Source organism: Litoreibacter sp. JB4-2 (assembly GCF_055693445.1).
The window spans coordinates 3,318,508-3,344,813 of sequence record NZ_CM146334.1 but is presented as its reverse complement, the minus strand read 5'-3'; the positions used below and the strand labels follow the sequence as shown (position 1 = coordinate 3,344,813).

The window sequence follows — 26,306 nt, the reverse complement described above, 5'->3', positions numbered from 1 at the left end:
GAGCCTGAACAGGCGCATCAAACCTCTTCAAACACGGTCGGAATGTCGTCGCGCATCGTTTCAAGCCAAGCCGGGAACGGCAGGCCTTTTTCGCGCAGGAAATCCGGGTTCCACAGCTTGGATTGATACCGCGTGCCATAGTCGCACAGGATCGTCACAATCGTATGCCCCGGCCCCATATCGCGCGCCATCCGGATCGCACCCGCCACGTTGACACCTGACGACGCCCCCATGCACAGGCCTTCATGTTCCAACAGGTCAAACACGATTGGCAGCGCCTCTTCGTCGGGCACTTGATAGGTGAAATCAGGCGTCAGCCCTTCAAGGTTCTTGGTGATGCGCACCTGACCGATCCCTTCAGCGATAGAGCCGCCTTCGGTCTTTAGCTCACCATTGGTGTACCAATCGTAAAGCGCGGCCCCCATCGGATCCGCCAGGCCGATTTTCACGCCCTTATGCTGCAACGCCATGGCCACGCCTGACAGCGTCCCACCCGAGCCCACGGCGCAGATAAACCCGTCAACCTTGCCGCCGGTTTGGTCCCAAATCTCTGGCCCCGTGGTTTCAATATGCGCTTGGCGGTTGGCCACATTGTCAAACTGATTGGCCCAGATCGCGCCATTCGGTTCGGTCTCGTTCAGCTTGTTGGCCAGCCGTTCGGAATAGCGCACGAAATTGTTTGGGTTGCGGTAGGGTGCGGCAGGCACCTGAACCAGCTCAGCGCCCGCAAGGCGCAACATGTCTTTCTTTTCCTGGCTCTGCGTCTCAGGGATCACGATAACCGTTTTATACCCCATCGAGGCGCCAACCAGCGCCAGCCCAATGCCAGTATTGCCCGCCGTGCCTTCGACAATTGTTCCACCGGGTTTCAACGCGCCGGTTTCAATTGCATTGCGGATGATGGTCAGCGCCGGGCGGTCCTTGACGGATTGGCCGGGGTTCATGAACTCCGCCTTGCCCAAAATCTCGCAGCCGGTCTCCTCAGAGGCCTTGTTCAGCCGGATCAGGGGCGTGTTGCCGATCAAATCGGCCAGGTTGCTTTTGATGGTCATGGAGGGCCCTTCCCGGCAGAAAATCTTGCTCCGTTAGGTGTAGGCCCGCGATGAGGCGAACTCAACCATCCAATCGCCCATCCAATCAGCCGCGCAGCCGGTCCCGATGCGCGGCAAGCCACAGTGCTGAAATCAGCAACGGGGCATTTTCAGCCTCACCCGCCTCTACCGCCTCCATCAGCGTTGAAAACGGCACCACCATCGAACGGATGTCTTCCGCTTCGCTGTCCAATCCGCCGACACCTGCGATGGTGTCCGGCAGGTCCGCGATCCCGATATAGGAGGTCAAATATTCCGTATTCGTGCCGGGCGAGCTGTAATAGCTGTTGGCCTTGTGCAGCGCGCCTAGCGTCAAACCGGTCTCTTCCATCGCTTCGCGGCGCGCTGTCTGTTCATGCGACTCGCCGGGGTCCTGCCGCCCGGCGATGACCTCCAATGACCATGGGTTCGGGTCGCCGCGCAGGTAGCATCCGGGGCGGAACTGTTCGATCAGCATCACCACGTCGCGCACAGGATCGTAGGGCAACACCGTCACCGCGTCGGCCGCCGCAAAGACGGCGCGTTCCATCACCTCTGACATGCCCCCGTCAAAACGCCGGGCGCGCAGTTCCAAATCTTCCATTGTGAAGAAGTGGTTGTAAGGTCTTCTTTTGTCGACAATTTCTACATCGCTGCGGGTATGTTCCTTGCGTAGCATTGTCGGGCTCGACATGTCCCGCGCATTCACACGCTGCTGCGCCCGGGTGCGGATCACGCCCATCCGCGCCCCGATCTGGGCGGGCGAGCTGTGTCCGAACTCTTCCATAATTTCAACCGCCGCTTCGCGCATCAACGGGCCATAGTCGCGCTGCCAGTCGTCCAGCGACCAATCCGCTGCGGGCTGCCATGTCTCCGCCTTCGGGCGGTAGACCTCCGCGTCTGTCAGCTTGCCATCCACATGGACGATCACCGGCATGCGCGTGTAAGCATAAGGGGCTTCATAGTAATCCAGCCGGGCCAGCTGATCCGGATCTGGCGCGTTCACCAAAAGCCCCTGCGCCTGCGCGCCCGCCTGTTTGGCAAGGATGGGAAAGGACTGGTCTTTGGCGGTTGCAACACGGTGGTCGGGCAAAACCGCGTCAGACACGCTCAACGCGCCGCCGGCCACGATATCCAAAAGCATGCGGTCGCGCAGGGTGCCAAACAGGAAAACGCGCGGCAGCAGCGCTACCCCCATTTCTTATGCGCCCATTCGGCGATCAACCCGGTCACAGCGCCGCCAACCAGCAAAATGCCAATGCCCATGGGTGTCGCCAGCAGCACCGCGTATTCCAGAAAAATCCCGAACATGCCGGTGATCGCATCCATCGGTCCGCCATACTGCAACCGCATGGAGCGCTTCAGCATTTCACCAATCGCGAATGCCAGAACCGTGAAAACCACTGAACAAACAACGCCGTAGACGCCGGTGTTGATCGCGTTCACGGCGCCGCGCCCGATCAGACGCCCAATCACCCGCCAAGCGCAAAGCGCCGGGATCAGCAGGCAAAGCGGGTAAAGATAGCGGATCGGCATGCCCTCGGGCAGTTGCGGCACAATCGTGCCCGCCACCAGAAACCCAATCAATGCAAAAAGGACGGCGGAGATAAGTCGCGCGGCGGTTGGCATGGCTCGGGCCTCATATTGGGGCCCGGCCCGTTTTTTACCGGGTCTGAATGGGCCGTGTCATTGTGATCTGCGTCACGTCGCAGTTTCCACTCCAAAATGTACTGGCGCAAGAGGTCAGATAAAAATTCCACATGCGTTGAAAACGTGCATCAAAACCCATCGCAGCGACCTCGTCCCAACGCTCGTTGAACGTGTCATGCCAGCGGCGCAGCGTGTCGGAATAGCTTTGGCCAAACTCAATCGAGCCTTTCAGCTGCAACCCCGCCTTAGCAATCTCGGCCCGCAGCACGGTGGGGCTGGGCAGCATGCCGCCCGGGAAGATGTATTTCTGAATGAAATCAACACTTTTGCGGTAAATCTCCCAGCGCGCATCTTTCACGGTGATGATCTGCAACGTTGCATGTTTGCCGGGCTTGAGCCTCTCGCGCACGGTGTCAAAATAGACAGGCCAGTATTTTTCGCCGACCGCCTCAAACATCTCGATGGAGGCGATCCCGTCATAAAGCCCCGTCTCGTCGCGGTAATCCTGCATCTTGATCTCGACCATATCGCTGAGGCCCAGCCGTTTCATCCGCGCGACCGCATAGTCATGCTGTTCCTTGCTGATCGTCAGCCCGGTCACCTTCAACCCGCGTTCCTTGGCGGCATATTCGGCAAACCCGCCCCAGCCGCAGCCGATCTCCAACACATGATCACCGGCGACCACGCCCATCTGATCGACCATGCTGGCGTATTTGTTTTCCTGAGCTTTCTCAAGATCTTCCTGACCATTCTTAAACAAGGCAGAGCTATAGGTCATGCTGTCATCAAGCCACAGCCCGTAGAATTCATTGCCCAGATCATAGTGGTAGCTGATGTTCTTTTTGGCCTGCGCCTTGGAATTCGACTGCATCCAAAACCGCATCTTTTCATAGGCGCGTACCAGCACCATGCCCGGGTAGCCGTCATAGACGTCGTCATTGTCGGCATGGACCAAATCCATGAAGGCCTGCAAATCCGGCGTCGACCACCAGTCATCAAGGTAAGCGTCGCAAAACCCCAGATCGCCCTCCCGCACGATGCGGGAAAACAGATCGGTGTTGTGCACGGTGAATTCGGCAACCGGGCCGGGTTTGGCGCCTTCCGCGCGGAACACGCGCCCATCGGGCAGTTTGATGTCCAGGCGCCCGCTTTCAAGCCGCATCGCGGTGTCAAAAGCTTGCTTGAAATAGCGCGGCAGGTCGGCCTGCCCGTCAGTCGTTGTCAGGACTTGCATCGCCCCACTCCCCCAAAATTCCGGCCTTATGTTAGACAGATACGCGCCATCCGCTCAAGAAGTTTCAAATAAACTCAGCGTCATAAGCAAGCTGACGCTAAGTCAGCTAGCGGTTTGCATAGGCTTCAAGCGCGCGGGCGCGACCTGCGTCCAGCGGCACAATCGGGCTGGGATAGCGATCCGCGATCGACAGCCCCCACGCTTTCGGGACCGCCTCATAGAACTGCGCAGCCGGGGGTTCATGGCTTTTGAACAGCTCACCCAGATAGCGCGCGCGGTAGGCGCGGTCCTTGTCGAACTTTTCGGCCTGCGTATCGGGGTTGAACACCCGAAAATACGGCGCCGCATCCGGGCCGGAGCCCGCAGCCCATTGCCAGCCCATCGCGTTGCTGGCAGGGTCCCAATCGATCAAACAGTCGTCAAACCACGCCTGACCATGCCGCCAATGCGTCATCAAATGCTTGGTCAGATAAGAGGCCACGATCATCCGCCCCCGGTTGTGCATATAGCCCGTCACATACATCTGCCGCATCGCCGCATCGACCAGTTGAATGCCCGTTCGGCCCTGCTGCCAGGCGCGCAGGTTTTTGGACTGCGCGTCATCTTCCCACGGAAACGCATCCCATTCCTCGCGCCAGCTGCGATCAACGATATGGGGCGTGTGATAGGCGAGATGATAGGCAAACTCGCGCCAGACCAGTTCCTTCAAAAACGTCTCGGCGCCGGACTTGCCCGCGTTCAGGGCGGCCCATCCGGCATGCCAGCAGGCGCGCGGCGAAATCTCCCCGTAGGTCAGGTTTTCCGACAGCATGGAGGTGCCGTCCATTGCCAAGATATCGCGCGCTTTTTGGTAGTCGTTGATCCGCTCAGAGATAAATTCAGACAGCCGCGCCTGCGCGCGGTCTTCCCCGACACAGACATATTGCCCGACGATACCCACGCCCCGTCGCATCGCATCACCCATGCCCCAATCGCTTAGATCATCGCTGTCGGGCCACGTATCGGGCGCGCGCAAGGTTGTCACCGCAGGCAAGGCGCGGTCCAGCTCCCTGCCCCGCACCGATTTCCACATCGGCGTGAAAACCTTGTAAAATCCAGCCGTCTTGGTCTCCACCGTCCAAGGTTCAAACAACAGATGCCCGGTGAAGCTGCGCGCCTCGATGCCGTCTGCTTTCAACCCCGCCTTGACGCCTGTGTCGCGTGCAATCGCGACCGGGTCATAGGCGCGCGACCAGTAGACCGCCTCCGCGCCTGTCTCCGCCGCCAACTCCCGCAGCACCTCCAACGCGTCCCCGCGCCGCAGGATCAGCTTGGACCCGATCCCCGCCAGCACTTCCGCAAAATGCGCGACCCCCAAGCCCAGCCGCCATTTTGGGCAGGCCCCATGGGTCTCAACAACTTCGTCATGGATGAAAACCGGGATCACAGGTCGGCCAGATGCGGCGGCGTCGGTCAGTCCGGGGTGGTCAGCCAGCCGCAGGTCGCGGCGCAGCCAAAACAAAATAGGTGCGTCAGTCATATCGCAAACCTAGCGCCACAGGGCCTGCGTCAACCACCGCAAAAGAAAAAGCCCCGATCCTACGACCGGGGCTTTTAAATCTACGAAATGCTTGGCCTATTCAGCCGGCATCCCTTCGATATTGTCGACCGTGGTCGGCACGCCAGCAGCCTCGCGGCGGCCATCGTTCCAGATCGCTTTGACAAGCGCGATGCACATCAAGGCCATCACGACCGAGAAGGGCAAGGCACCGATCACCATCGCGGTCTGGATCGCGCCCGTCCCGCCAGAGATGAGCAATCCGCCCACCACCAGCGCCAAGGCAGCGCCCCAGAACAGGATATGCGGACGCGCTTTCGGGCCCTCGTCGCCCGCCGCGTTGATCGTGTTCACGATCAGCACCGCACTATCGGCCGAGGTCACAAGGAACGTCATCAGCAACACAACGATCATCACAGCCATGGCCCAAGCCAAAGCTTCGGCAATCGGGGCCAGCATGAACTCGGTCATGGCGAAGATCTTGTCGCCATTAGCCGCGTCCAGGATCACCCCGTTGGCGTCGCCGTTCAGCTCCAGATCAATCGCAGTGCCACCGGCCCATGCGAACCAGACAAAGCACATCAGCGACGGCACGATCATCGCGCCCAGCACGAATTCGCGGATCGTCCGGCCGCGCGAAATACGCGCCAGGAACAGCCCCACGAAGGGTGCGAATGCGATCCACCAGGCCCAGTAGAACACCGGCCACCAGCCCTGCCATTGCGTCAGCAGGAATGCTTCTGAGCCCTCGACACCATCAGAGGAATAGACGTTGAAGCTCAGCCATGGCAGCGCCACGAGGTAGTCGAAAATGCCTACGAAGAAGGCTGACGCACCAAACCAGGTCGCCCCGAAGATGATGAAAAAGCCCAGCAGCACAATCGACAGCACCATGTTGATGTTCGACAGCCATTTGATGCCTTTACCAACACCGGACAGCGCAGACAGCGTCGACGCGCCCATGATCACCAGCAACGCCACAACGATACCAAGCGTCGTCGCCGAGCCGTCTTCCAGCACCAGGCCGCCAATGCCAATCCGCGTCAGACCGGCCACGAATTGCTCCACACCGAAGCCAAGGGTTTGCGCCACACCAAGGATGGTCGCAACCACGGCCACGATATCGATCAAGTGACCCAGATTACCGGACAAGGCCTTCCCAAACAAAGGCGTCAAAGATGACCGGATCGTCAGCGGCAACCCGCGACGGTAGCTGAAAAACGCCAAAGCCAGCCCGGCAATCGCGTAGCACGCCCATGCGCCCAAGCCCCAATGCAGGTAGGACCAGACATAGGCCTCGCGCACGTTATTGGCGTCGAGCCCCGTGGTGATGCCCTGAATAACGGCTGGGTTGTTTTTGAAATGCGCCACCGGCTCCGCCACGGCCCAGGTCAGCATGCCCACGCCGATACCGGCGCCAAACATCATCGAGAACCATGAGAAGTTGGAGAATTCAGGCACCTCGCCGTCCTGCCCCAAATTCAGCTTGCCGCCCGCAGGCCACAGCGCCAGACCGATGCAGACGATGACGAAGGCCGTCACAACCCAGATATACCACGCCGCAAATTGCGCCAGAATAGCTGTGTTCCAGTTCCCAAGGATGGTGCCGGCCTCGGTCGGCCAGACGATGCACCATACAACCAGACATGAGATGATGACCTTACTGATCACCGCCACGTTCACACTGAACCCCCGATAAAAACCGCTATCTGCGGTCTTGATCGGAAGATCTGTTAATGGAGGTTTTACAGACATTAAGAGTTTCCCTGTTGCTTTGCCCGGTTAGCCATGACGCACAGCGCCGCAGCCCGGGCCTTTTCATTTTGGGGCGTTAAGTCGCGATTGAGACCGTCTTGTCGGCACACCGCTCTCCCCCTGTTTACAGGAAAGCAGAAATAGTTACGTTTGATAAGTACGAACATTCTGATCCATGGTTTCATAAATTGGCAACATTCGGTGGTTAAACGCGCCCATCTCAAAAGCCTCGGGGATGTCGATATCCGGTTGGTCCGGGTTTTTGTGGCCGTGACCGAGTCCGGTGGGCTGGCCGCTGCGGAGCCTGAATTGAACATCGGCCGGTCCACGATTTCAAAGCATATTGCGGATCTTGAACTGAGGTTGGGTCTTAAGCTGTGCAACCGCGGGCCCGCCGGATTTTCGCTGACCACCGAAGGTGAACGGGTTCTAACATCAGCCCGCAAGCTACTGGCATCTATTGATGATTTTCAGTCTTCGGTCGACAACATCCACACCAATCTGGCCGGTACGTTGCGCCTTGGCCTGTTCGATCAATCCACCACAAATCCCAATGCCTTCATCCATTCCGCAATCCAGAAATTCGACCGGATGGCCCCGGATGTCTCGCTTGAAATATCGGTCGAACCGCCCAACGGGATCGAGGGCCGCGTCATCGATGGCTCCATGGATATCGGCATCGTACCGATCCATCGCCAGTCCATCTCGCTGACTTACGAGGTGATCTATGAAGAATGGATGACGCTCTATTGTGGCGCGGGGCACGCGCTTTTCGACTCGCCAGAAGGCAGTTTGGCCGGGATTGACCTGTCAAAGTACAAATATGCGGGCTTCGGCTTCAATTCTCCCAATATGAAAGCCGGTCAAGCCCTGGGCATGCGCCGCGCCGCCCGCGTCCAGGATGAAGAAGCGCTGTCGCTGCTGATCCAATCCGGCAGCTATCTGGGATTTCTCGCCGATCACGTGGCCGAAACCTTCCTGTCCAAAGGCAAGGTCCGCCCCGTCGACCCCGAGCGCACCCGCTACGTCTCCACCTTCGCCGCCATCACCCGCAAACAACCCGAACCCGACCGCAAGACGCTAACCTTTCTGAACTGCCTGAAAGAGGCGCATAATGCGGCGTAACAAGCGCTATTCGGTGTGAGCAAAAGCAGGGTTGAGGAATAATAGCGCAAGCACGAAAGTCCGCTTACAACCCATTTTGACCAATGCTGCGCGATGGATAATGGCTGCTATCCGGCGCTCATCCGTGTCTCAACCGGCTTCGAGCCGCTCTAATTGCCTGGAATGCGAGAAATCCTGCCGGACCAAACAGAAAGATGACGGGCAAACAAGGTAGGACCAGAATGAAATGAATGTCCTCCGACCTCGCTATTCGACAAGTCCAGGCACCAATGAAGAGGTCGAAGGCCAAGAAGTGGACCCAGCCAGCCAATGCGGCCTGTTCAAATGAAAAAGAGCAATAACTTCGGCTAGCGTTGCAAAGCCTCCGCCGCTTGCGGATGCGGGCACGATCAAGAGAACCACATAGCCCAATGAGAGTACGAGCGGCAATAAAACCCCTGCGATCCTGTCAGACCATATTGGCATCAACGGTGAGATCAGAAGCATCAGCCATCCGGTGATGGCGACGATTCCAGCGAGCGAGAACAAATTTTCAAAGAGCATTTTGGCACCAAATTAGTTTTGGGGAGGGTGAGTCATATTTCATGCAAATTGCTTGCATTCGCAAGTGATTCGCAATAATTTATTTGTATGACTGATTTATGTACCACCAACGCACTTCGTTTGATCCAAGTGGCTGAAGACTTCCGAGCGGGACTATCTGGCGAGTTCTCGGCCGTTCATGGAATATCTGTGAATGAGTTCCTGTTGCTGCTCCACCTTGAGCGCGCAACAGCAAACCGCCTTTCACGGGTCGATTTGGCAAAGCGCATGCATGTAAGCGCCTCCACTATCACCCGCATGGCTTCCCCAATGGAGAAAATCGGGCTCGTAGGTCGGGAGGTTGATGACCGGGACGCCAGACTGGTCTTCGTGGTTGCTACGGCGACAGGTAGAGAGAAATTGTCGCAGAGCCTTGCGACATTCTCGAAGCGCGCAGGTTATCTTTTTGGCGATCGATGGGAAGATGGAGAGTTGGATCAGTTCTCTGGAATGCTGCGCCGTATGATCGGGGGCACAGGGGATACCCTAGCCTAAGAAGGCTGACCATTGGTGCAATCGGAATGAACGGCAGCAGGCCAGTCCGCGTTAGCGTCATTGGTGTTTTGACCCGCTTAGGTCACCTCTTGCAGTTCCGATGGTCTCTGACCGGGCAATACTGAGCGTGTCTCAACGTATTGAAATATTAATCAGGTCCGGAAAAATATGATCGTTTCCAAAGGATGACGGCGAGGAATATCAAGCTGACGATGTTGGGTATCAAGATTTGTAGATAGCCAAGTCGATCGGCAACGGTAAATAGCGCCACACAACCGTTCGCAAGAAACAGCCCAATGTAGAAACACGCCCATCGGACGCCCCAAGGTTTTCTGTGCCACAGCGCATAGAAAAAGACCAAGGGTCCAATGAAATCCAGAAACAGGACGACGAGAAAGGCACCGATGCCAGTCACAAATGTGCCGAACACCGGCAACCCATTCGCCATCAGGTTTGGTAGGTTCATCGCCGATCCAACGGCCCACAAAGCCATTCCAATCGATAACCCTTTGAGGGCTCGCGGGATCGGGTTCCAACCCGTGGTTTTTGTGGATACGTCTGACATGTCGTGACTTTCGGGATTTTAGCAACGCAAAGCAGAGTGCCGTGTGTCTGGAATTTTGGGTGGCGTTTGTGACAGGTATCACCCGATTTTGCTGTGGATGATCCCCAGCAAAAGCCCAAAGACTGAGAACTGCAAAATTCCCACGATGCCTTCTACGCGGATCCAAGCGAGGATGTCAGGCACCTCGTACTTAGCAGGTTCAACCAACGCGATGTAGGCTATCAGGAACAGGCCAAAAGCCAGCGCGATTGTGACCCCATTTGCAATGGTAGCATCCCCACCACGCCAGGCGCGTAAGGCCATGGACACGATCAACCCTTGGACCACCATCGCGGAGAGCCCCATAGGAATGATGGGATTTTCGCGTAAATATGACACTGCCGCGAAATGGTCCTTGTTCACCAGAAAATGAGAAAGGCCCTGCGCCGCGAAGCTGACGACCATAAAACCAACCACTGAGGCTGAATGTAGAACGACCCCGGTCATGCGGTGGTCGCAACAAGGTCTGCCAGTTTGTCGATCGCCTGGTTCCATCCACCGTCTCCGGCTGTTCCTGCAATGACGCCAACATGAACCATCGTCATCACGGTTTTTCCGCCAGCTTCGCTCAGCTCGACGATAACTTCGGTGATATCAGGGTGGCCTTCAGGCATCCCCATGCTTTGAGGTGAAATGATCGTGCCGTCTTCGTCGCACATGCTTTCTGTATAGACGAGCCGTGAGGGGCGATTGACCTCCTTGTAGACGCCCGTGAACCACATTGACATCGTCCGTTCGGGCGACTTCATCTCCATACAAACCTTGCGGATACCGCCAACAACGACGTCCATTTCGGCCGTTGGAACGGACATGCCCATCGGGCCATACCACTGCTTGAACAAGTCTGGGTCAGTCCACATGTCCCAAATCGCGTCAATCGGCGCGGCAAATTCGCGGCGTACTTTGACCCAGTTGTGTTCGTCATTCATTGGTTTGTTCTTTCATTGTTTGGAGAAGTTCATCCATCACGTCAAAACGCGCGTCCCAGATATGGCGGTATTGATCGGTCCAGTTTGAAACAACCTGCAAAGGGTCTGCATTCAATGTGCAAGGCCGGAATTGTGCGTTCCGCCCGCGTGTGATCAGCCCAGCGTTTTCTAGGACTCGGATGTGTTTGGAAATTGCAGGCAGGCTCATATCAAATGGCTCTGCCAAGGCATTAACAGTGGCCTCACCTTGCGCCAGTTGAGCAAGGATCGCCCGTCGGGTCGGGTTGGCAAGCGCTGCAAATGCAGCGTCAAGTTGATCGGAAGCGTTCATGAGGATATGTATTAAACTAACTAGTTAATTAATCAATCGGAAAAATAAACACGCGCTCGAAATGCTGTCTCCCCCTGTCATAGGTTTCGCGCAGCGGTCTTCCATGCAAGGACAGTGAGCCTTCCGGGAGAGCCCAAGAAATTACGATTTCTACATTTTTTTTGAATGGCCGTTCTGACTTCAGCTGAGGCAAACGCCTGCCTTCTATCCGTGACGTCGAACGCCCACCCATTGCTTACGGTGCTTTACGGATCTCTTCATCTACTCGGTCAATTTCAGCCTCGTACCAAGCAATGGTCCCGTTGGGGTCGCTTTGAAAGGCCTTTGCAAATGTGTCTGGAGCTTCGGTCTTCTCGTCGTACTTAGTGGACCAAACCATCATGCTAATCAAAGAAGGGAGGACGTCGCGCGCCTTGCGGGTCGGGAAGTAGCAAATTCTGCTCGCTTTTCGCGGGTCGATTTGCCGATCCAACATTGCTGCAGCCTCAAGCCTTGATAGGCGGTCAGCGAGAATGTTTGTCGAAATACCCTCAGGTCCGTTCAAGAAGTCACTATAAGTCCGTTTTCCATGCAGCAATACATCCCGGAGCAAAATGAAACACCATTTGTCACCGAAAATTCCTGCTGCATAGCGGGTTGGGCAACCATGCCATATGGGAGATCGGGCTTTGTTCATAGGGACAATATAGTATGCGGCTTTCTGCTTGCAATATGCAAGTAAGTTGACTAACAGATCAAAACCACTTGCATTATAAAAGAGGAATTTGATCATGCCATCTCCCTTCGTCTGGTTCGACAACATCGGCGGAAATCGTCCCGCAACGACTGATTTTTTGCAAAACGCATTTGATTGGGCAGCCAATGACATCGGCTCCATGACGTTTTTGACCGCGGCAGGGCAGGAAATGCCTTTCGCTGCAACTGCCGATGCCATGAAGGACGTTTCAGGATGGGTTCCATATGTTGAAGTCGACGACCTGCCAGCCGCTGTTAAGAACGCGCGTAAACATGGTGCCGAAATCATAGCCGAAAACCTTAAAGGCCCTGCTGGTGATGCCAGCTTTATCCGCGATCCAGGCGGCGCGCCAATGGCGCTCTGGAAACGCGCGCCGGGCATGTAAGGAACGAACAATGACAAAGATCCTATTGGCTGCCACGGCATACATCGCAATCGTTTTTCCGCTGGCAGTCGGTTGGCACACAGGCCTATTCAAAGAGAAATATGAAGCGTTTGGTTATTTTACCGGAGAACCAAATATTCCCGTAGGCTTGTCGGTGATCGTCATTCAAGGTTTGGCGTTGGCGCTGATTTACCCGTTGTTCCATACATGCAGTGCCGGTTTTGTACGGGCATTTCAGTTCGCTGGTCTTATGGGTTTGTTTTTCTGGACTTCGCATGTTCTGGCGCTGGTCGCGAAGCAGAATGTGCCAAACGCCGGTAGGTTCGTTGTCATGGAAACCGGGTACCTTGTCTTGCAATTCGGACTGTTCGCATTGGCGCTGGGTGTGATCTATCGGGGCGTCAAATAATCAAGCCAGATAGTCTTGTGTCTCAAGTAGTCGAAGCGCCACTTGCAGCTGTTTGGGAAGGTTGGGCTGACTTATGCAGAGGCAAAACAAGGCGGGCGTTCTGAGCGCTTCTCGAACCAGTGGCGAAGCGTTCAGAACCTAACTCGGCGCCTTCGATTTGAGTCCGAGCCCAATGGCGCTTTCAACAGCCGTCAGCTTGTCATTCTTTTGAAGCCAAATACCGCCTCTTCGCTTCTTCCGTCAGCCCATACTCCCGAACCATATTCGCAATGGCGACCTCGTCGGACTTGTCGGCGTAGCGGAACTCGGAATCCGCGTAGCGGTTGATTTCCTGGATGACCATGTCGACCGTGATGGGTTGGCGGAGTTCCTCGATCATACCCTTTTTCTCGTCATAGCTTTTGAACAGGAACAGGTCGGGCTCTTCCATCCATTCATCCGGCAGTTCGAAATCCATGGCGCGGACTTTGACGGCGTCGGTGATGTTTTTGATCGCGCGGCCCGTGAAGCGGTGGTCGGCCTCCTGGATGCCTTTGAGATAGGTGCCGAGCTTGTTGATCGTGTTCAGCTCGCCGATCTCGGAGGAGACGCGGTCGAAAACGTTGAGCAAGCCTTCCTCATGCGGTTTGCCGTGGCTTTCAAAGCTGGCGGCGACGGCTTTCTTGATTTCCTGCGCGGCGAAGGGTTCAAAATCGCCCAAAGGGATGTCGTGGTTCTTGCCCATCAGCAGATTGAGGATGTCGACATAGTCGTCACGGGTTTGCGGCCCATCGACGAGGAAGCGCGCGCCGGCCCGCTGGCGCAGCGCGTCGTCGACATTTTCGGGGTAGTTGGAGAACATGCCAAAAGTGCAATTGCCACGCACGACGGTATTAGCGCCGGCGAAGCTTTCCATCAGCACGGCGGTGATTTCAAGCTGACCCGCAGAGGATTGCCGATCGCCACGCTTGCCCGCGAGCTGGTCGATATCGTCGATGGTGCCGAAGCCGATAACGTTCGGGTCGATGACATTGTTGATGAAGGCCTTGGCGTTTTGGCCGGACTTGCCCTGATAGCTGTCGATATTGTCGGTGGAGAGGTTCTGGTAGCGGAAGGCATAACCGGCAGTCTCGCAATAGCCCGAAATCAGCCCGGCCATCATCTGGATCAGCGTGGTTTTCCCGGTGCCCGGCGCGCCGTCGCCCATGAAGGTGAAGATGAAACCGCCGAGCTCTGCGAAAGGGTTGAGCTTGCGGTCGAAATCATAGGCCATCAGCATTTTGGCGAGCTTCATGGACTGGTATTTCGCGATGTGGTTGCCGACGACCTCATTCGGTTTCTTGAAGGTCATGGTCAGCTTGGATCCCTTGGCGGCGCGGGCGGGGGTGAAGCCGTTGATGGTCAGGTCATCCGCCTCAACCCGGTAGCTGGCCTGATTGAACGGCTCCAGACGTGGGGTGTTTTGGGCGCGCAGGGCGGCTTTTTCCATCAGCTGTTCGGTGAAGGCCAGCACGGTTGCGGTGGTCTTGGGATCACTGTCGGCGAAAAGCGCGAGGTCTTGGTCAAGCTCCCATAGCGCGCCGTGCAGGGCGAGCTGGGCGTTGTCGGTCAGGATTTCCTCAACGCCGCCTATTTCGACCGTGGTTTCCGTGGCTTGGGCCGACAAAAGGTAGGAGGCGGCATTGGCAAAACTGAACAATGTGGCGAGGGCTTCGGCCGCCAGAAGGTCGGTGAATTCAGCCTTTTTGGCATCAGAAAGCCGCCCTTCTAGGTTCTCGCGCTTCAGTTCCGCCAGCCCGGTGGCCTCAGCAAACTGATCGCCAACGGTGAGGCTGATCGCAAGCGCGCGGCGCAGGGATTGCAGCACCGTGGCTTGCAGGGCGGAGGGCAGCGCGTCATCGCCCACCCCTTCGATCCGGTCAATGAGTTTGACACCCTCCGGGCGCGCAGTGGTGCGGGTAACAAGGCCGGGCGTGGTAGACCGAAACCGGCGGCGCGTGCCGATGCCCGCGGAGCGTTCAGCGGCGGGCGCTTCCTTGGCCTTGGCGATGCGCGGGGTGTGGTCGAGTCCGTCCAGCATGGCCGTGGCCGCCGGGTAATGCGCGCGGATCGCATCTTCTTTCAGCTCCATAAAATCTGCGGATTGGCTCATATTTTATCCTCTTGATGGTGGGCAGATGTTGCCCACCCTATCTTTGCGAAACGACGCGGCCCGATGGGCTGACAACAAATTTGCGGATGCCCGAAAAGCCTGCCGGGTTTTTCTCGGCCAGCACTTGGTAGGGCTTTTGCGGCATGATGACGGACCGCTCCGTGCTGGTGGCGCCAGTTTCCGCGCCGCGCCCGGCGAAGGGGTCGAGGGCGAAAATCTCACGCTCGACCGAGCTGAACCAGCCTTTCTTCTCCAATTCGACACGTTCGGAATTCAGCGTCTCCAGCGTCCAGGCAAGGGTCCAGTCTTCGCCCGGCCCGCCTTGCGCCTCCGCCAGCACGTCACGGATCGGGCCGGATTGCTGGGTGAAGGCGTGGCTATACATCGGGCCCACATGGATGCGGCGCAGGCGCTTGGGGTGGATGTCATCAAAGTCACGATCAAAGCCCTGCGCGATGGTCAAAAGCTTCAGGCCGGAAGAGCCCTGCGCGGTCAGATGCGCCTGCACAGATGGCCAGCGGCGGGCGTCTTTTGGCAGGGCGACATCGCCAGTATCCTCGACTTCCATCAGGTAAATGGTGGGCACGTTTTGCTGGCTATCGTAAATGGCCCAATGCAGCAGGTAGCGGCGGCGTTCGCCCTCATTCCCGGCCCAGATGGCTTGCGGATCGTTGGTGGCCCAGAACAACTCTCCGCGTTCCAGCTGCTCATAATAGAGCCGCTGGGCAAGCGCATATTGCAGCTTGGTGGGGATGCTCAGGTCGCCCACGATCTGGCGGATCATCTCATCCTTCAGCTCGGATTTGGAGCGCATGCCGGCCAAATGCTTGCCCGCCTGCTGCGCGTCATTGGCCATCTTCATGATCTCGCCAAAGACCGGGAAGCCGGATTCGTTTTTGTCGATGGTGAGCGAACCAAAGAAGGTTCCCGTATCCCGGCCCGTCAGCAGATACTTGTGACTGAGCGCACGGAAAGTGAATGCGATTTGTTGCACATAAGCGCTGATGATTGAAACGTCACGCTTGTCGAAAGTGCGTTCCACCTCCATCTCCGCCGCGACGCGGGATAGGTGCCCGGTTATCCGCTCGAACTTCGCAAAATAGCGCCGCGCGGCGAGATCATCGGTCAGACCTTGGTGGTCGATTGTGAGGTTGAGGTCGTCAGTCATTTAAAGTTCTTTAGACATCCATAATTCGATCCGACCGTAGGGGCTGTCTGGGTCTATAGAGCGCGTAATCCCGAAGTCTCTCGCTAGCCTTGTCAGAACTAAAGCACCAATGATCCAAAAACACGAAAACAGCGACAGCCAAGTCAATTCCAAAACCAGCGCCGACATAGCACTCTCGTAGGTTTGGATCATGGCAGCAAAAATCACTATCAAGATCATGCAAGCCCATCCCAAGTAGATACGGCGTTCAATCCGCTTTAGCGGCCGTGGATCATGGTCTTTGAACCTCGGATCAAGCGCCATATAAGTTCTTGTCGTGCTTCTCGACGATCTTCTCAAACCGGCGGGCGAAGCGTTCGTCGGCTTTGGCTTTCTGCTCCAACACCTTGCGGGCGAAGACCATCTGATCCTCATGGGCTTCCATCATTTCGGCCATGCGGGCATTCGTCGCTGACCCGATGCCAGCCATGGCGGCCTGGGCCTCCTGGTCGGTTTTGACGCCGATTTCGTTGATCTGGTGGGCCACGTCCTGCTGCTGGGCGGTTTTCAAGGATTTGGTCAGCGCATCGTACAAAACAACGCGTTGCTTGGTGTCGGTTTCCAGCTTGTTGATCAGCACCATCTGGGTCGCGGCCTGATTTTGCAGGCTGTCGATCCAAGTTTTACCCTTCTCGATATAGCGTTCCAGCGTTTGGGATTTGGCCAGTTTGACCTGCTCTTGCTGGACCATCTCGTTGTACTTGGTGTTCAGGTCGGCGAGCTCCGTCTCCAGCTTGGTGCGGGCGGCGGCGTCTTGCTCAACGGAGATTTTATTCTCCATCTCGATGATCTTCGGGTCCATGCCGAGGATCTCAGAACGCAGGCTTTCCAATTCGCCCACGGTCATTTCGCGCTCGTCCAGCGTCTCCGTCAGGTTGCCTTCAACCTTGATTTTCTGCTCCTCCAGCACGGTAAGCTGGCCTTGCAGAAGGGCCACGATCTGGTCGGATTTGCCGATCAAATCCTGCAATTTGTCATCGATAGAGGCCGTGCGCATGCGTTCCTGACGCAGGGATTCTGATTTGCCCTTGGAGAAGATGCCAACAAAGCTTTCCCACCCGGTTTTGTCGCGCATCGCGTCAAAATCTTTGGAAAATCCGGAGGTTACGTCATCGAGCCCCATGATCAGCTCAGCGATATTGGCGTTCATCAGCTCGGTATGGGCATGCACATCTTCCAAAGAGGCGTTCTCGATATCAATCGAAATGTCATCGCCCGACTTTAGCTTGCTGCGCGCGGTTTCAATCCGGCTTGTCAGCTCTGAAATCTTGGCTTGTGCTTCTTCTACCTGCGCTTGGCTTTCGCGAACCTGAGCGTCAAAATCGGCCATATATCTACATCCCTCGTTTTAATGTTATTACCCATTACATAGGTATGAAATCGGCATTTATAAGAGTTTGCCATGGCATTTCGGTGGGCACCATAGAAAAAACGGACGGTTTTGGAACCTTCGTCACCCCCTTGTAGACAGGGCGCAAAACGCCATGATGCGCGGAAAGGAGAACGGCAATGATGGTCCCCGGGGCGCTGAATTTGATCACCGATGTGGCGGGGTTGCAGGTTGGCAACGCCGCCGATGCGGCGCTGAAATCGGGGGTGAGCGTGTTGACGGCTGACACGCCTTTCGTCGCGGGCGTCAACGTGATGGGCGGCGCGCCGGGCACGCGGGAGACGGAGCTTTTGGCACCTGACAAAACGGTGCAAGAGGTCAATGCGCTGGTCCTGTCGGGCGGGTCCGCCTTCGGGTTGGCGGCGGCAGATGGCGTGGCATCAGCCCTGCGGGCGGCGGGTCAAGGCTTTGCCGTTGGGCCGCATATCGTGCCGATTGTCCCTGCGGCGATCATCTTCGATTTGGCGGGCGGCGGTGATCATAGTTGGACCGATAACCCCTACCCCGCCTTGGGACGCACAGCGTTTGAGGCCCGGGGAGAGGCGTTCGATCTGGGCTCCGTTGGCGCGGGCACAGGGGCCACGACGGTGAATTTGAAGGGCGGGCTGGGCTCGGCCTCGCTGGTTTTGCCATCGGGACATACCGTTGGGGCTTTGGTTGCCGTCAACGCTTTGGGCAGCGCCACCGTCGATGACAGCCCGCATTTTCATGCGGCGCCTTGCGAGCTGGGCGCGGAATTTGGCGGGCTCGGCCCCAAAATCACGCATAACGCGGCGAAAACGCCCGCGACCAAGCTGGGCGGGGCCACGACGATTGCAATTGTCGCCACGGATGCAGCTTTAGACAAAGCGGGCTGCACGCGACTGGCCACGGCGGCGCAGGACGGCATGGCGCGCGCGCTGTGGCCGTCGCACACGCCGATGGACGGGGATTTGGTCTTTGGCGTCTCCACCGGCGCGCAGGCCGTGAAGGACCCAGTGCGCGACGTGTTGAACATCGGCCATGCGGCCGCGATTTGCCTGAGCCGCGCGATTGCGCGCGGGGTGTTTGAGGCGCAAGCGGCGGAGGGGGATGTGCTGCCGACATGGCAGGAGCGGTTTGGCGGGTAGAAACTTTGGTCGCACACCAAAAAACCAGGGCAGCCCCCGACCGCGGGCGTCGGGCTGAAAGCCCCCGCCCATGGGGGCGGTCGGGGGCTGCCCGGCGGTGCCGGGCGGAAGCACTCACTCAAAAAGTCAAAAAAAATTCCAAGGATTGACCGACCTCATTCGTCACACCCACATTATGCGTATGAAAACCAGTGATGAGGCCTTGGCGATTGCCGCCGGAGACGGGGACCGCGATGCGTTCGCGACCCTGATAAGGCGCCACTATGACACGATTTTTCGGATGGGCTGGCGGTTGAGCGGATCCAAATCTGACGCGGAGGATCTGGCCCATGACATCATGGCCGCCCTGCCCGCCAAGCTGCGCAGTTACCGCGAGGAGGCCAAATTCACGACATGGCTTTACCGCGTGGTGATGAACGCGGCCACAGACCGGGCCCGCAAATCACAGCGCCGCGCGCGTGCGCGGGATGGCTGGGGCGAGGATTTCAAGCGCCGTGAGGCAGAGGCCGCCGAGGCCCGCGAAAGCTACGATTGGCTGCAAACCGCCATGCGTGCCCTGCCCCCGGAACTGCGCGAAACCGTCGCCCTGACATTGGGCGAGGACTTGACGCAAAAGGAAGCCGCACAAGTGATGGGCGTGTCGGAAGGCACCATCGCCTGGCGCATGTCGGAGGTCAAAAAGCACCTGCGCGAGATGGCCGAAAAGGAGGCCAAGATATGAGCAACGAAGACCTCGAAAAGCTGCGCCGCCTGATGCAGGCCGCCCCCACGCCCGACCCTGCCAAGGTCGAGGCGGCTTTGAGCGTGGCAGAAGAAAATTTCGATACGCTCCAAGAAACCGCCGGCGTCGCGCGTCCTATCGAAACAGCCCCCGAACAGCGGGGCGTTTTGAAAGGATTTGTCGATATGTTTGCAAATGTTTCCCTGAAACCGTTGATGTTCGCGACATCCTCCCTCGTCATTGTCGGGGTCGGATTTGTGATGGTTCAGCGCAACCCGTTCCTGCTGCAGGACGCGCAGTACCTATTGGAAGACACTTTGGGTTTGGCCGAAGAGGAGGTCGTGGTCATCGAACCATTGGTGCTCGAAAGCGCCCCCGCACCCGCCATCCAGACGCGCCAGAAACGCGCCGAGTTGGGCGCAGTAGCGGGCGCTGTAAGCTCCTTTGCGGCCGATCAGGCCGTGACCCGTCCTGCCCCGACCGACGCCATAGTGGTGGAGCCTCAAAACCGCGACCGCTTCGCCAATGAAGAGCCCAACCCGCTGAAAATCACGTCTGAGGACCCGGTCTCCACTTTCTCCACCGATGTCGACACGGCCAGTTACGCCTGGGTTCGCAGGTCCTTGCAAAACGGCCAACTGCCCGCGCCGGAGGCCGTGCGCGTCGAGGAAATGATCAACTACTTTCCCTATGACTACGGCGCGCCCACGGGCGATGTGCCCTTTGCCACGCAGGTCACTGTCAGCGACACGCCGTGGAACGCGGGCACCAAATTGGTGCAGATTGGCCTGCAAGGTGCATTGCCCGAAGTGGCGGCGCGCCCGCCGCTGAACCTTGTCTTCCTGATCGACACGTCGGGGTCCATGCAATCAGCGGATAAGTTGCCGCTGTTGATCCAATCCTTCCGCCTGATGTTGGGCGAATTGCGGCCCGAGGATGAAGTGGCGATTGTGACCTATGCGGGCTCCGCCGGGCTGGTGTTGGAGCCGACCAAGGCGGCAGATGGCGCAACGATTGAGGCGGCTTTGAGCAACCTGAGCGCGGGCGGATCGACCGCTGGGGCGGCGGGATTGCAACAGGCCTACCAGGTGGCCGCGCAGATGTCTGACGAAGGTGACATCTCCCGCGTGATCCTGGCCACGGATGGCGATTTCAATGTCGGGCTCAACTCGGACGCCGAGATGAAAACCCTGATTGAGGCCAAGCGCGACACCGGCACCTACTTGTCGGTGCTGGGCTTCGGGCGCGGCAACCTGAATGATGCGTTGATGCAGACGCTGGCGCAAAACGGCAATGGTCAGGCTGCCTATATCGACACGCTGTCGGAGGCGCGCAAAGTGCTGGTCGACCAGCTGACCGGTGCCTTGTTCCCGATTGCGGGCGACGTGAAAGTTCAGGTCGAATGGAACCCCGCCGAGATCGCCGAATACCGTTTGATCGGCTATGAAACGCGCGCCCTGAAGCGGGAAGATTTCAACAATGACGCCGTCGATGCGGGCGATATCGGGGCCGGGCTACAGGTCACAGCGCTTTATGAGGTCACGCCGGTGGGCTCGTCTGCCGTGCTGAATGACGCCTTGCGGTACGGGACCGCGGCTGAGGTCGCGGATAGCGACGAGCTGGGCTTCCTGCGCCTGCGCTACAAAGCACCGGGGGAGGACACCAGCCAGTTGATCGAAACCCCGATCACGACGGGCACCGACGCGGCCAGCTTTGCGGCGGCGATTGCCGGGTTCGGCCAGCTCTTGCGCGGGACGGATTATCTGGGCGATTGGAGCTACGCCGACGCCATCAGCTTGGCCACCCAAACCAAAGACGATGACGTTTATGGCTACCGGGCGGAGGCGATCACCTTGATGCGTCTGGCTGAAAGCCTGTCAAAGGCGCAATAGCCAACATGGCGGGCTCACACCCGCCACAAGTACCCATCAAAAACGCAAAAGCCCCGGGGGTCGCGAGACCACCGGGGCTTTTTCATTTAGCTCACGCCACGCGGCTAGTGAAGTTTGGATTTCACTTGCTCAATTGCGTCCTCGATCAGGCTGTTCTGATCTGCGGCGGTCGTCTTGGAGCCGACCACGTCCGCAGCCGCCCCAATCGCGATCGCAATCGCACTGTCGCGGACTTGCTTGACGGCGGCAGCCTCGGCTGAGGCAATCTGCTCCTCAGCGCCGGCCAGGCGACGTTCAATCGACTGCTTCAGGTCTTCTTTCGCCTGCTCCGCTGCGGCCTCAGCTTCCTTCTTCGCATTCGCGATGATGCGCTCGGATTGCTCGGCCACTTCTTTGTGCTTGCGCTCGTAGGACGCCAAAATGGTTTGCGCTTCTTCGCGCAGGGCCTTGGCCTCGTCCAGCTCCGCCTTGATGGTCTCGGCGCGCTTGTCGAGCATGCCGCCCAGCATCGCAGGCACTTTGAAATAGAGCAGCACGCCAATGAAGACGAGGAAGCCCAGGAACACCACGAAATCGGTGTTCGCCAGCGAAAAGAACGGCTTGTCGCCAGCGGCCAAAGCCGGTGCCGGCAGGATCGCCAAGAGGGCAAATAGCTTTTTCATCTCTCTACCCTTTCGTCTTGGCGGTCACGGCCGCGGTGATGGATTTGGCGTCGATCTTGCCGGGGGCCACAGCCGCAACGATGTCTTTGGCGATGTCCTTGGCCACTTTCGCGGCGTCGTCCTTGGCGCTGTCGCGAATGGCTGCAATCGCTTTTTCGCTTTCCGCCGAGCGGGCCGCGATTTCGGCGTCGGCTTCCGCGATTGCGGTGTCCAGCTCGCCTTTGATCTGCGCCTTGGTCTCGTCGACGATGCGCGCGGCTTCGACCCGGGCATCAGCCAGCGCCTTGTTATAGGCTTCTTCCGCCTCAAGCGCCTTTTGCTTCAGGTCCTCGGCGGCGGCAATGTCATTGGTGATCGTACCGGAGCGTTCCGCCAGAACCGACCCGATGCGGGGCAGCGCGACGCGCGACAGCACGAAGTAGATCACGATCAACGTGACCACGAGCCAGAAAATCTGGTTCGGGAATGTTGAGAAGTCCAGCTGCGGCATACCGGGTGCTGTTGCAGCCCCGTCCACGCCGATGCTATCCGCGAGCCCTTGGTTTACTCCGCCGGAGTTTTCGTCCGCCATATTGGCCTCCAGTCCTTCAGTAGATGACGTTGGGCGGACCGCGTGACGGCCCGCCCTAGCGTAAGGATCTCAGGGCGTTCTTAGACGGCGAACATCAGCAGAAGCGCGACGAGGAACGAGAAGATCCCCAGAGCTTCCGCAAACGCGATGCCGATAAACAGAGTTGCCGTCTGGCCAGCAGCGGCGGATGGGTTGCGCAGGGCGCCCGACAAGAAGCTACCAGCAACGTTGCCCACGCCGACGGCTGCGCCGCCCATGCCAACAGATGCCAGGCCTGCGCCGATGAATTGACCCATTTGTGCGATATCGCCTTCCATGTCTTTATCTCCTTACGATGGAATTTCGGTGATCTTTTGTTCGTGACCGTTAGTGGTGAGGATGCAGCGCATCTTTCAGATACACACAGGTCAGAATGGTGAATACGTAGGCCTGAATGCCCGCAACGAGCATTTCCAGACCGTACATGGCCGTGATGGCCAGAATGGACAGTGGCGAGATCGCCAGGATCGCAGCGAAGGCCGCGAACACTTTGATAACGGCGTGGCCGGCCATCATGTTACCTGCCAAACGAATGGAGTGGCTGACCGGGCGCACGAAGTAGCTGATAACCTCGATCAGCGCCAAGATAGGACGCAGCGCCAGCGGGGCGGATGACACCCAGAACAAGCTCAGGAAGCCTGCGCCGTTTTTGACAAACCCAATGACAGTCACCGCCAGGAACACCGCGACGGCCAGAACACCCGTGACCGCGATATGCGATGTCGGCGTATAGGCCATTGGCAGCAGGCCAAGGTAGTTGGAAAACAGGATGAACATGAACAGCGTCATGATGTAGGGGAAGTATTTCACCCCATCTTTGCCGGTGATGTCTTCGACCATTTGGTAGACGAAACCGTAGGCCAGCTCAGCAATGGATTGGCTCCGCGACGGCACAATCGCCCGCGAGCGCGTGCCCAGAACCAGCAGCGCCACAACGGCGACGATCGACAATGCCATCCACATGGTCGAGTTGGTGATCGTGAACATCCCCACCGCGCCGTCGCCAAAAAGCGGCTTCACGATGAACTGATCCATTGGGTGAAATACGAGGCCACCGTCTTTTGCGTCGTCTGCCAACTCAATCGTCCTTCTTATCGTCTACCGCATCCGCGGCAGGTTTTCGCGCCGCATGCGCGGCTTGCTCTTCGCCGACCTCTTTCGCGGTGCGCATCATCACTTTGATGCCCGCGGCCAAGCCCAGCAGCGTAAATATCACCAGCATCAGAGGCAGCGTGCCAAACAAAACGTCCAACCCGTACCCGATGCCGAACCCGATCATCAGACCGGCCACCAGCTCCGTCACCATCCGCCAGCCCAGATTGGCCATCGAATAATGCTCATCCGCCCGCGCCTTGGGCCCTTGCGTTTTCTTCAGCGCTTCGAGCCGGTCGTTGAGCGCCTTGAGCTGCTCTGTGTCCGGTTCTGTCGCCACGAAAACACCCCTCAAAAGCGCATGCGGATCGTGAGGGTGTGATAGAACGCAGCCCCCACAGAGTCAATTCGGCAAAACTTAATCCAACTAACTGTTTTTATTGAATTTTTATGTCGCACAAAATCTGTGTTCATGCATAGATGGCCAAAGGGCAAGGTTGCCCATATATTCAACCAATCGGTTGATGATCGCCAATTCCTGAGGAGCAGGCACCTATGTCACAAGACACAATTGGCGTTCCAGGCGCCCATGTTGGGCACGGGCATTTGATGGTCGCCGACCTGGACCGTGCCATTACCTTCTACCGCGATATTGTCGGCATGCGCCTTGTCACAGTTTACGGGAAGCAGGCCGCCTTTCTGTCATTCGATGACTACCATCACCATCTGGGCCTGAACACGTGGCACAGCAAAGACGGCACGCCGCCGCCTCAAGGCCATACGGGCCTATATCACGTGGCTTTTGTGTATCCCGACCGCGCCAGCCTTGGTCAGGTGATCGACCGGGCGCAAAGCGCGGGCTACGTCTTGACCGGGGCCGCAGATCACGGCGTGAGCGAGGCCGTGTATCTGAATGATCCCGACGGGAACGGGTTGGAGCTTTACCGCGACAGACCGAAATCCGAATGGAATATGCTCGACGCCGACACGCCAGAGTTGGTCAATGAGCCGCTCGATGTCGATGCCTTGGTGGCGGAAGGTCGTGCCGCGGCCTAACGGAGCGCAGCGCTGCGAAATTCCACCGTCTCCGCCAGCAGCCAGTCGCGAAAGAGGCGCACCGGTTTGCGGCGCAGCACCCCTTCGCCAAACAGCATGTGGTAGGCCCCTTGCCGGAAGCCCTGGTCAAAGACCCGCACGAGGCGGCCCGCATCGACATCATGCTGCACATTGTCGGCGGATGACAGCAGCACGCCCTGCTCTGCGATCACCATCTCGATGGCCAGCATCGCACGCATCCGCCGCCCCTGCACCACACGCGCGGCCAGATCTGGGCGCGCGATCGTGTCGAACCAACGCGACCACGGCTCCCCGCCCCGGTCGCGCAACAGGGGGAAATCCAGCATCTTTTCGGGATCATCGCCGATTTGCGCGGCCACGCTTGGCGCCGCATGCGGGCAGATCGGCGCGTCGCTGATAAGGGCGGCGTTGCCGCCGGGCGTGCTGTCCAGAAAGAACCGGATGGCGACATCGGCCTCGTAGCGGTCAATATCGATCAGCGCCTCGCTAGCATCCAGGTCAATCGTGATCTCAGGATGCAGCGCATGAAAGGATTTGAGCTTCTGGATCAGCCACTTATAGGCAAACACCGTCTCGGAATTGACCGTCACGGTGCCGGTGGGTCGGTCGCTGAACTCCTCCGTCGCCTCGGCAATGGCGTCAAAGGCGGGCGTCAGCGCGGCCAAGTAAGCGCGACCCTGGGGGCTGAGCACGACGCCGCGTGATGCGTCCCGAAACAGCTGCGCGCCAAGGCGGTCTTCCAATCCACGCACATGTTTGGAGATCGCGGAATGGCTGACGCCCAGTTCATCCGCTGCGCGGGAGAAGCTTTCATGGCGACCGGCGGCCTCAAAGGCGCGCAGGGCGTTGAGCGGGGGCAATTGGCGGGGCATGGCAATATGTGAGATTTTCTCACAGGTACTGTCAAGCAAATGATTTTGTGCCAAAGCGCCAAACGACGCATAAAGTCCGCAGACCCCAAACATATAGGTGTATCAATGACCGCTCTCATCATGAACGCGCAATTGCGCGCCCGCTCCAACTTTGCCAAATGGTTCCAAAACCTCTGGTTTCGCGAACCCCGCTGCGCGCCATTGCCAGGCGCAATCACCGACAAGATTGCACGCGATATCGGGCTTGAGCCGCATCACTTAGAGCAGTTGCGCTTTGAATGGCCCTCGCAGCGCCGCACCGATATCTGACCTGTTCCTTTGCCCCCTTGAGCGCTATCAGGGGGGCATGAGCGACACAATCGACATGGTATTCGCGGCCCTGTCCGACGGCACACGGCGTCAAATTCTGACAATGCTGTTGGAGGACGACATGGCCGTCACCGACGTGGCCGAACCGTTCGAGATGTCGCTGGCTGCGATTTCCAAGCACCTGACGATCCTGACCAAGGCAGGCCTGATCAGCCAGGAAAAGCGCGGGCGCGTGAAATGGTGCAAGCTGGAGCCCGAAGCGATGCGGGACGCCATCGTCTGGATCGAAAGCTTTGGCCAGCTAGAGGCACTGAATTTCGATGCGTTCGAGGCGTTTTTGTCGCGCGAACTTGGGCAAAGCTGACCCGAAAGGCGCAAATTTTTGCCAAATT

At 58.1% G+C, this 26,306-nt stretch carries 31 protein-coding genes; 10 read left to right on the top strand and 21 right to left on the bottom strand.

Translation table 11 applies throughout. From position 1 onward, the window contains the following. Positions 1–17 precede the first annotated feature (17 nt). The 6 genes from ACZ1G7_RS16720 to ACZ1G7_RS16695 form a co-directional block, all read right to left on the bottom strand. A complete protein-coding gene (locus ACZ1G7_RS16720) occupies positions 18–1,052 on the bottom strand; it encodes a cysteine synthase A (RefSeq protein ID WP_472660513.1) in 1,035 nt (344 codons plus the stop codon). 85 nt (positions 1,053–1,137) lie between these two features. After that, positions 1,138–2,268, bottom strand: a complete 1,131-nt coding sequence (locus tag ACZ1G7_RS16715) for a gamma-glutamylcyclotransferase (protein WP_472660512.1) — start codon at positions 2,266–2,268, stop codon at positions 1,138–1,140. Continuing rightward, positions 2,259–2,699, bottom strand: a complete 441-nt coding sequence (locus ACZ1G7_RS16710; protein ID WP_472660511.1) for a TrgA family protein — start codon at positions 2,697–2,699, stop codon at positions 2,259–2,261. The genes ACZ1G7_RS16715 and ACZ1G7_RS16710 overlap by 10 nt, the downstream gene beginning before the upstream one ends. 34 nt (positions 2,700–2,733) lie before the next feature. After that, positions 2,734–3,954, bottom strand: coding sequence for a class I SAM-dependent methyltransferase (locus ACZ1G7_RS16705; protein WP_472660510.1), 1,221 nt, complete (start codon positions 3,952–3,954; stop codon positions 2,734–2,736). Between the two features lie 106 nt (positions 3,955–4,060). Further along, on the bottom strand, positions 4,061–5,473 hold the full coding sequence (locus tag ACZ1G7_RS16700; protein WP_472660509.1) for a cryptochrome/photolyase family protein: 1,413 nt from the start codon (positions 5,471–5,473) through the stop codon (positions 4,061–4,063). 96 nt (positions 5,474–5,569) lie between these two features. Beyond that, positions 5,570–7,246: a BCCT family transporter gene (locus ACZ1G7_RS16695; protein WP_472660508.1), complete on the bottom strand. Its 1,677-nt coding sequence runs from the start codon at positions 7,244–7,246 to the stop codon at positions 5,570–5,572. 201 nt (positions 7,247–7,447) lie between these two features. On the opposite strand from ACZ1G7_RS16695, the gene ACZ1G7_RS16690 reads away from it, so the two are divergent. Further along, positions 7,448–8,371 (top strand): LysR family transcriptional regulator, encoded by a 924-nt coding sequence (locus ACZ1G7_RS16690; RefSeq protein WP_472660507.1) that lies wholly within the window; start codon positions 7,448–7,450, stop codon positions 8,369–8,371. Positions 8,372–8,489: 118 nt separating this feature from the next. Here the strand turns inward: ACZ1G7_RS16690 and ACZ1G7_RS16685 are convergent, their stop codons facing one another. Continuing rightward, positions 8,490–8,660 (bottom strand): abscisic acid-deficient protein Aba4 family protein, encoded by a 171-nt coding sequence (locus ACZ1G7_RS16685; protein WP_472660506.1) that lies wholly within the window; start codon positions 8,658–8,660, stop codon positions 8,490–8,492. 341 nt (positions 8,661–9,001) lie between these two features. Between ACZ1G7_RS16685 and ACZ1G7_RS16680 the strand changes: the two genes are divergently transcribed. Beyond that, positions 9,002–9,448, top strand: a complete 447-nt coding sequence (locus ACZ1G7_RS16680) for a MarR family winged helix-turn-helix transcriptional regulator (RefSeq protein ID WP_472660505.1) — start codon at positions 9,002–9,004, stop codon at positions 9,446–9,448. Between the two features lie 148 nt (positions 9,449–9,596). On the opposite strand, the gene ACZ1G7_RS16675 is transcribed toward ACZ1G7_RS16680, so the two are convergent. From ACZ1G7_RS16675 to ACZ1G7_RS16655, 5 genes are all read right to left on the bottom strand, one after another. Then, on the bottom strand, positions 9,597–10,013 hold the full coding sequence (locus ACZ1G7_RS16675) for a hypothetical protein (RefSeq protein WP_472660504.1): 417 nt from the start codon (positions 10,011–10,013) through the stop codon (positions 9,597–9,599). Between the two features lie 78 nt (positions 10,014–10,091). Beyond that, positions 10,092–10,499: a hypothetical protein gene (locus ACZ1G7_RS16670; RefSeq protein ID WP_472660503.1), complete on the bottom strand. Its 408-nt coding sequence runs from the start codon at positions 10,497–10,499 to the stop codon at positions 10,092–10,094. Then, the gene (locus tag ACZ1G7_RS16665) at positions 10,496–10,981 is read right to left on the bottom strand and encodes an SRPBCC family protein (RefSeq protein WP_472660502.1); all 486 of its coding nucleotides are present in this window, start codon (positions 10,979–10,981) and stop codon (positions 10,496–10,498) included. Before ACZ1G7_RS16665 ends, ACZ1G7_RS16670 begins: the two co-directional genes overlap by 4 nt. After that, positions 10,974–11,312, bottom strand: a complete 339-nt coding sequence (locus tag ACZ1G7_RS16660; RefSeq protein ID WP_472660501.1) for an ArsR/SmtB family transcription factor — start codon at positions 11,310–11,312, stop codon at positions 10,974–10,976. Before ACZ1G7_RS16660 ends, ACZ1G7_RS16665 begins: the two co-directional genes overlap by 8 nt. A gap of 235 nt (positions 11,313–11,547) precedes the next feature. Continuing rightward, entirely contained in the window at positions 11,548–12,084 is a 537-nt protein-coding gene (locus ACZ1G7_RS16655) for a winged helix-turn-helix transcriptional regulator (RefSeq protein ID WP_472660500.1), read from the bottom strand. On the opposite strand from ACZ1G7_RS16655, the gene ACZ1G7_RS16650 reads away from it, so the two are divergent. Next, positions 12,083–12,433, top strand: coding sequence for a VOC family protein (locus ACZ1G7_RS16650; RefSeq protein WP_472660499.1), 351 nt, complete (start codon positions 12,083–12,085; stop codon positions 12,431–12,433). The two genes, ACZ1G7_RS16655 and ACZ1G7_RS16650, sit on opposite strands and share 2 nt — an antisense overlap. Before the next feature lie 10 nt (positions 12,434–12,443). Beyond that, complete coding sequence (locus ACZ1G7_RS16645) at positions 12,444–12,842, top strand: hypothetical protein (RefSeq protein WP_472660498.1); 399 nt, start codon at positions 12,444–12,446, stop codon at positions 12,840–12,842. A 199-nt stretch (positions 12,843–13,041) separates the two neighbouring features. On the opposite strand, the gene ACZ1G7_RS16640 is transcribed toward ACZ1G7_RS16645, so the two are convergent. The 3 genes from ACZ1G7_RS16640 to ACZ1G7_RS16630 form a co-directional block, all read right to left on the bottom strand. Continuing rightward, positions 13,042–14,973: an ATP-binding protein gene (locus tag ACZ1G7_RS16640; protein WP_472660497.1), complete on the bottom strand. Its 1,932-nt coding sequence runs from the start codon at positions 14,971–14,973 to the stop codon at positions 13,042–13,044. A 37-nt stretch (positions 14,974–15,010) separates the two neighbouring features. Continuing rightward, complete coding sequence (locus ACZ1G7_RS16635) at positions 15,011–16,141, bottom strand: hypothetical protein (protein ID WP_472660496.1); 1,131 nt, start codon at positions 16,139–16,141, stop codon at positions 15,011–15,013. Between the two features lie 292 nt (positions 16,142–16,433). Beyond that, entirely contained in the window at positions 16,434–17,510 is a 1,077-nt protein-coding gene (locus tag ACZ1G7_RS16630; protein WP_472660495.1) for a hypothetical protein, read from the bottom strand. A gap of 182 nt (positions 17,511–17,692) precedes the next feature. On the opposite strand from ACZ1G7_RS16630, the gene ACZ1G7_RS16625 reads away from it, so the two are divergent. The 3 genes from ACZ1G7_RS16625 (at position 17,693) to ACZ1G7_RS16615 (ending at position 21,292) form a co-directional block, all read left to right on the top strand. Beyond that, positions 17,693–18,679 (top strand): P1 family peptidase, encoded by a 987-nt coding sequence (locus ACZ1G7_RS16625; RefSeq protein WP_472663753.1) that lies wholly within the window; start codon positions 17,693–17,695, stop codon positions 18,677–18,679. A gap of 181 nt (positions 18,680–18,860) precedes the next feature. Beyond that, positions 18,861–19,400, top strand: coding sequence for an RNA polymerase sigma factor (locus ACZ1G7_RS16620; RefSeq protein ID WP_472663752.1), 540 nt, complete (start codon positions 18,861–18,863; stop codon positions 19,398–19,400). Continuing rightward, complete coding sequence (locus ACZ1G7_RS16615) at positions 19,397–21,292, top strand: vWA domain-containing protein (protein WP_472660494.1); 1,896 nt, start codon at positions 19,397–19,399, stop codon at positions 21,290–21,292. The genes ACZ1G7_RS16620 and ACZ1G7_RS16615 overlap by 4 nt, the downstream gene beginning before the upstream one ends. A 104-nt stretch (positions 21,293–21,396) precedes the next feature. On the opposite strand, the gene ACZ1G7_RS16610 is transcribed toward ACZ1G7_RS16615, so the two are convergent. From ACZ1G7_RS16610 to ACZ1G7_RS16590, 5 genes are all read right to left on the bottom strand, one after another. Beyond that, positions 21,397–21,954: a F0F1 ATP synthase subunit B gene (locus tag ACZ1G7_RS16610; protein ID WP_472660493.1), complete on the bottom strand. Its 558-nt coding sequence runs from the start codon at positions 21,952–21,954 to the stop codon at positions 21,397–21,399. A gap of 4 nt (positions 21,955–21,958) precedes the next feature. After that, positions 21,959–22,525, bottom strand: coding sequence for a F0F1 ATP synthase subunit B' (locus tag ACZ1G7_RS16605; RefSeq protein WP_472660492.1), 567 nt, complete (start codon positions 22,523–22,525; stop codon positions 21,959–21,961). 80 nt (positions 22,526–22,605) lie between these two features. Next, positions 22,606–22,842: a F0F1 ATP synthase subunit C gene (locus ACZ1G7_RS16600; RefSeq protein WP_472660491.1), complete on the bottom strand. Its 237-nt coding sequence runs from the start codon at positions 22,840–22,842 to the stop codon at positions 22,606–22,608. A 49-nt stretch (positions 22,843–22,891) separates the two neighbouring features. Continuing rightward, positions 22,892–23,599, bottom strand: a complete 708-nt coding sequence (locus ACZ1G7_RS16595) for a F0F1 ATP synthase subunit A (RefSeq protein ID WP_472663751.1) — start codon at positions 23,597–23,599, stop codon at positions 22,892–22,894. Between the two features lie 43 nt (positions 23,600–23,642). Then, positions 23,643–23,996, bottom strand: a complete 354-nt coding sequence (locus ACZ1G7_RS16590) for an AtpZ/AtpI family protein (RefSeq protein WP_472660490.1) — start codon at positions 23,994–23,996, stop codon at positions 23,643–23,645. Positions 23,997–24,211: 215 nt separating this feature from the next. On the opposite strand from ACZ1G7_RS16590, the gene ACZ1G7_RS16585 reads away from it, so the two are divergent. Then, the gene (locus tag ACZ1G7_RS16585; RefSeq protein ID WP_472660489.1) at positions 24,212–24,712 is read left to right on the top strand and encodes a VOC family protein; all 501 of its coding nucleotides are present in this window, start codon (positions 24,212–24,214) and stop codon (positions 24,710–24,712) included. Here ACZ1G7_RS16585 and ACZ1G7_RS16580 read toward each other — a convergent pair. Further along, entirely contained in the window at positions 24,709–25,605 is an 897-nt protein-coding gene (locus ACZ1G7_RS16580) for a LysR substrate-binding domain-containing protein (RefSeq protein ID WP_472660488.1), read from the bottom strand. The two genes, ACZ1G7_RS16585 and ACZ1G7_RS16580, sit on opposite strands and share 4 nt — an antisense overlap. A 105-nt stretch (positions 25,606–25,710) precedes the next feature. On the opposite strand from ACZ1G7_RS16580, the gene ACZ1G7_RS16575 reads away from it, so the two are divergent. Both ACZ1G7_RS16575 and ACZ1G7_RS16570 read left to right on the top strand, forming a co-directional pair. After that, positions 25,711–25,914: a hypothetical protein gene (locus ACZ1G7_RS16575; RefSeq protein ID WP_472660487.1), complete on the top strand. Its 204-nt coding sequence runs from the start codon at positions 25,711–25,713 to the stop codon at positions 25,912–25,914. A gap of 37 nt (positions 25,915–25,951) precedes the next feature. After that, positions 25,952–26,278, top strand: a complete 327-nt coding sequence (locus tag ACZ1G7_RS16570; protein WP_472660486.1) for an ArsR/SmtB family transcription factor — start codon at positions 25,952–25,954, stop codon at positions 26,276–26,278. The last annotated feature ends 28 nt before the right edge of the window (positions 26,279–26,306 follow it).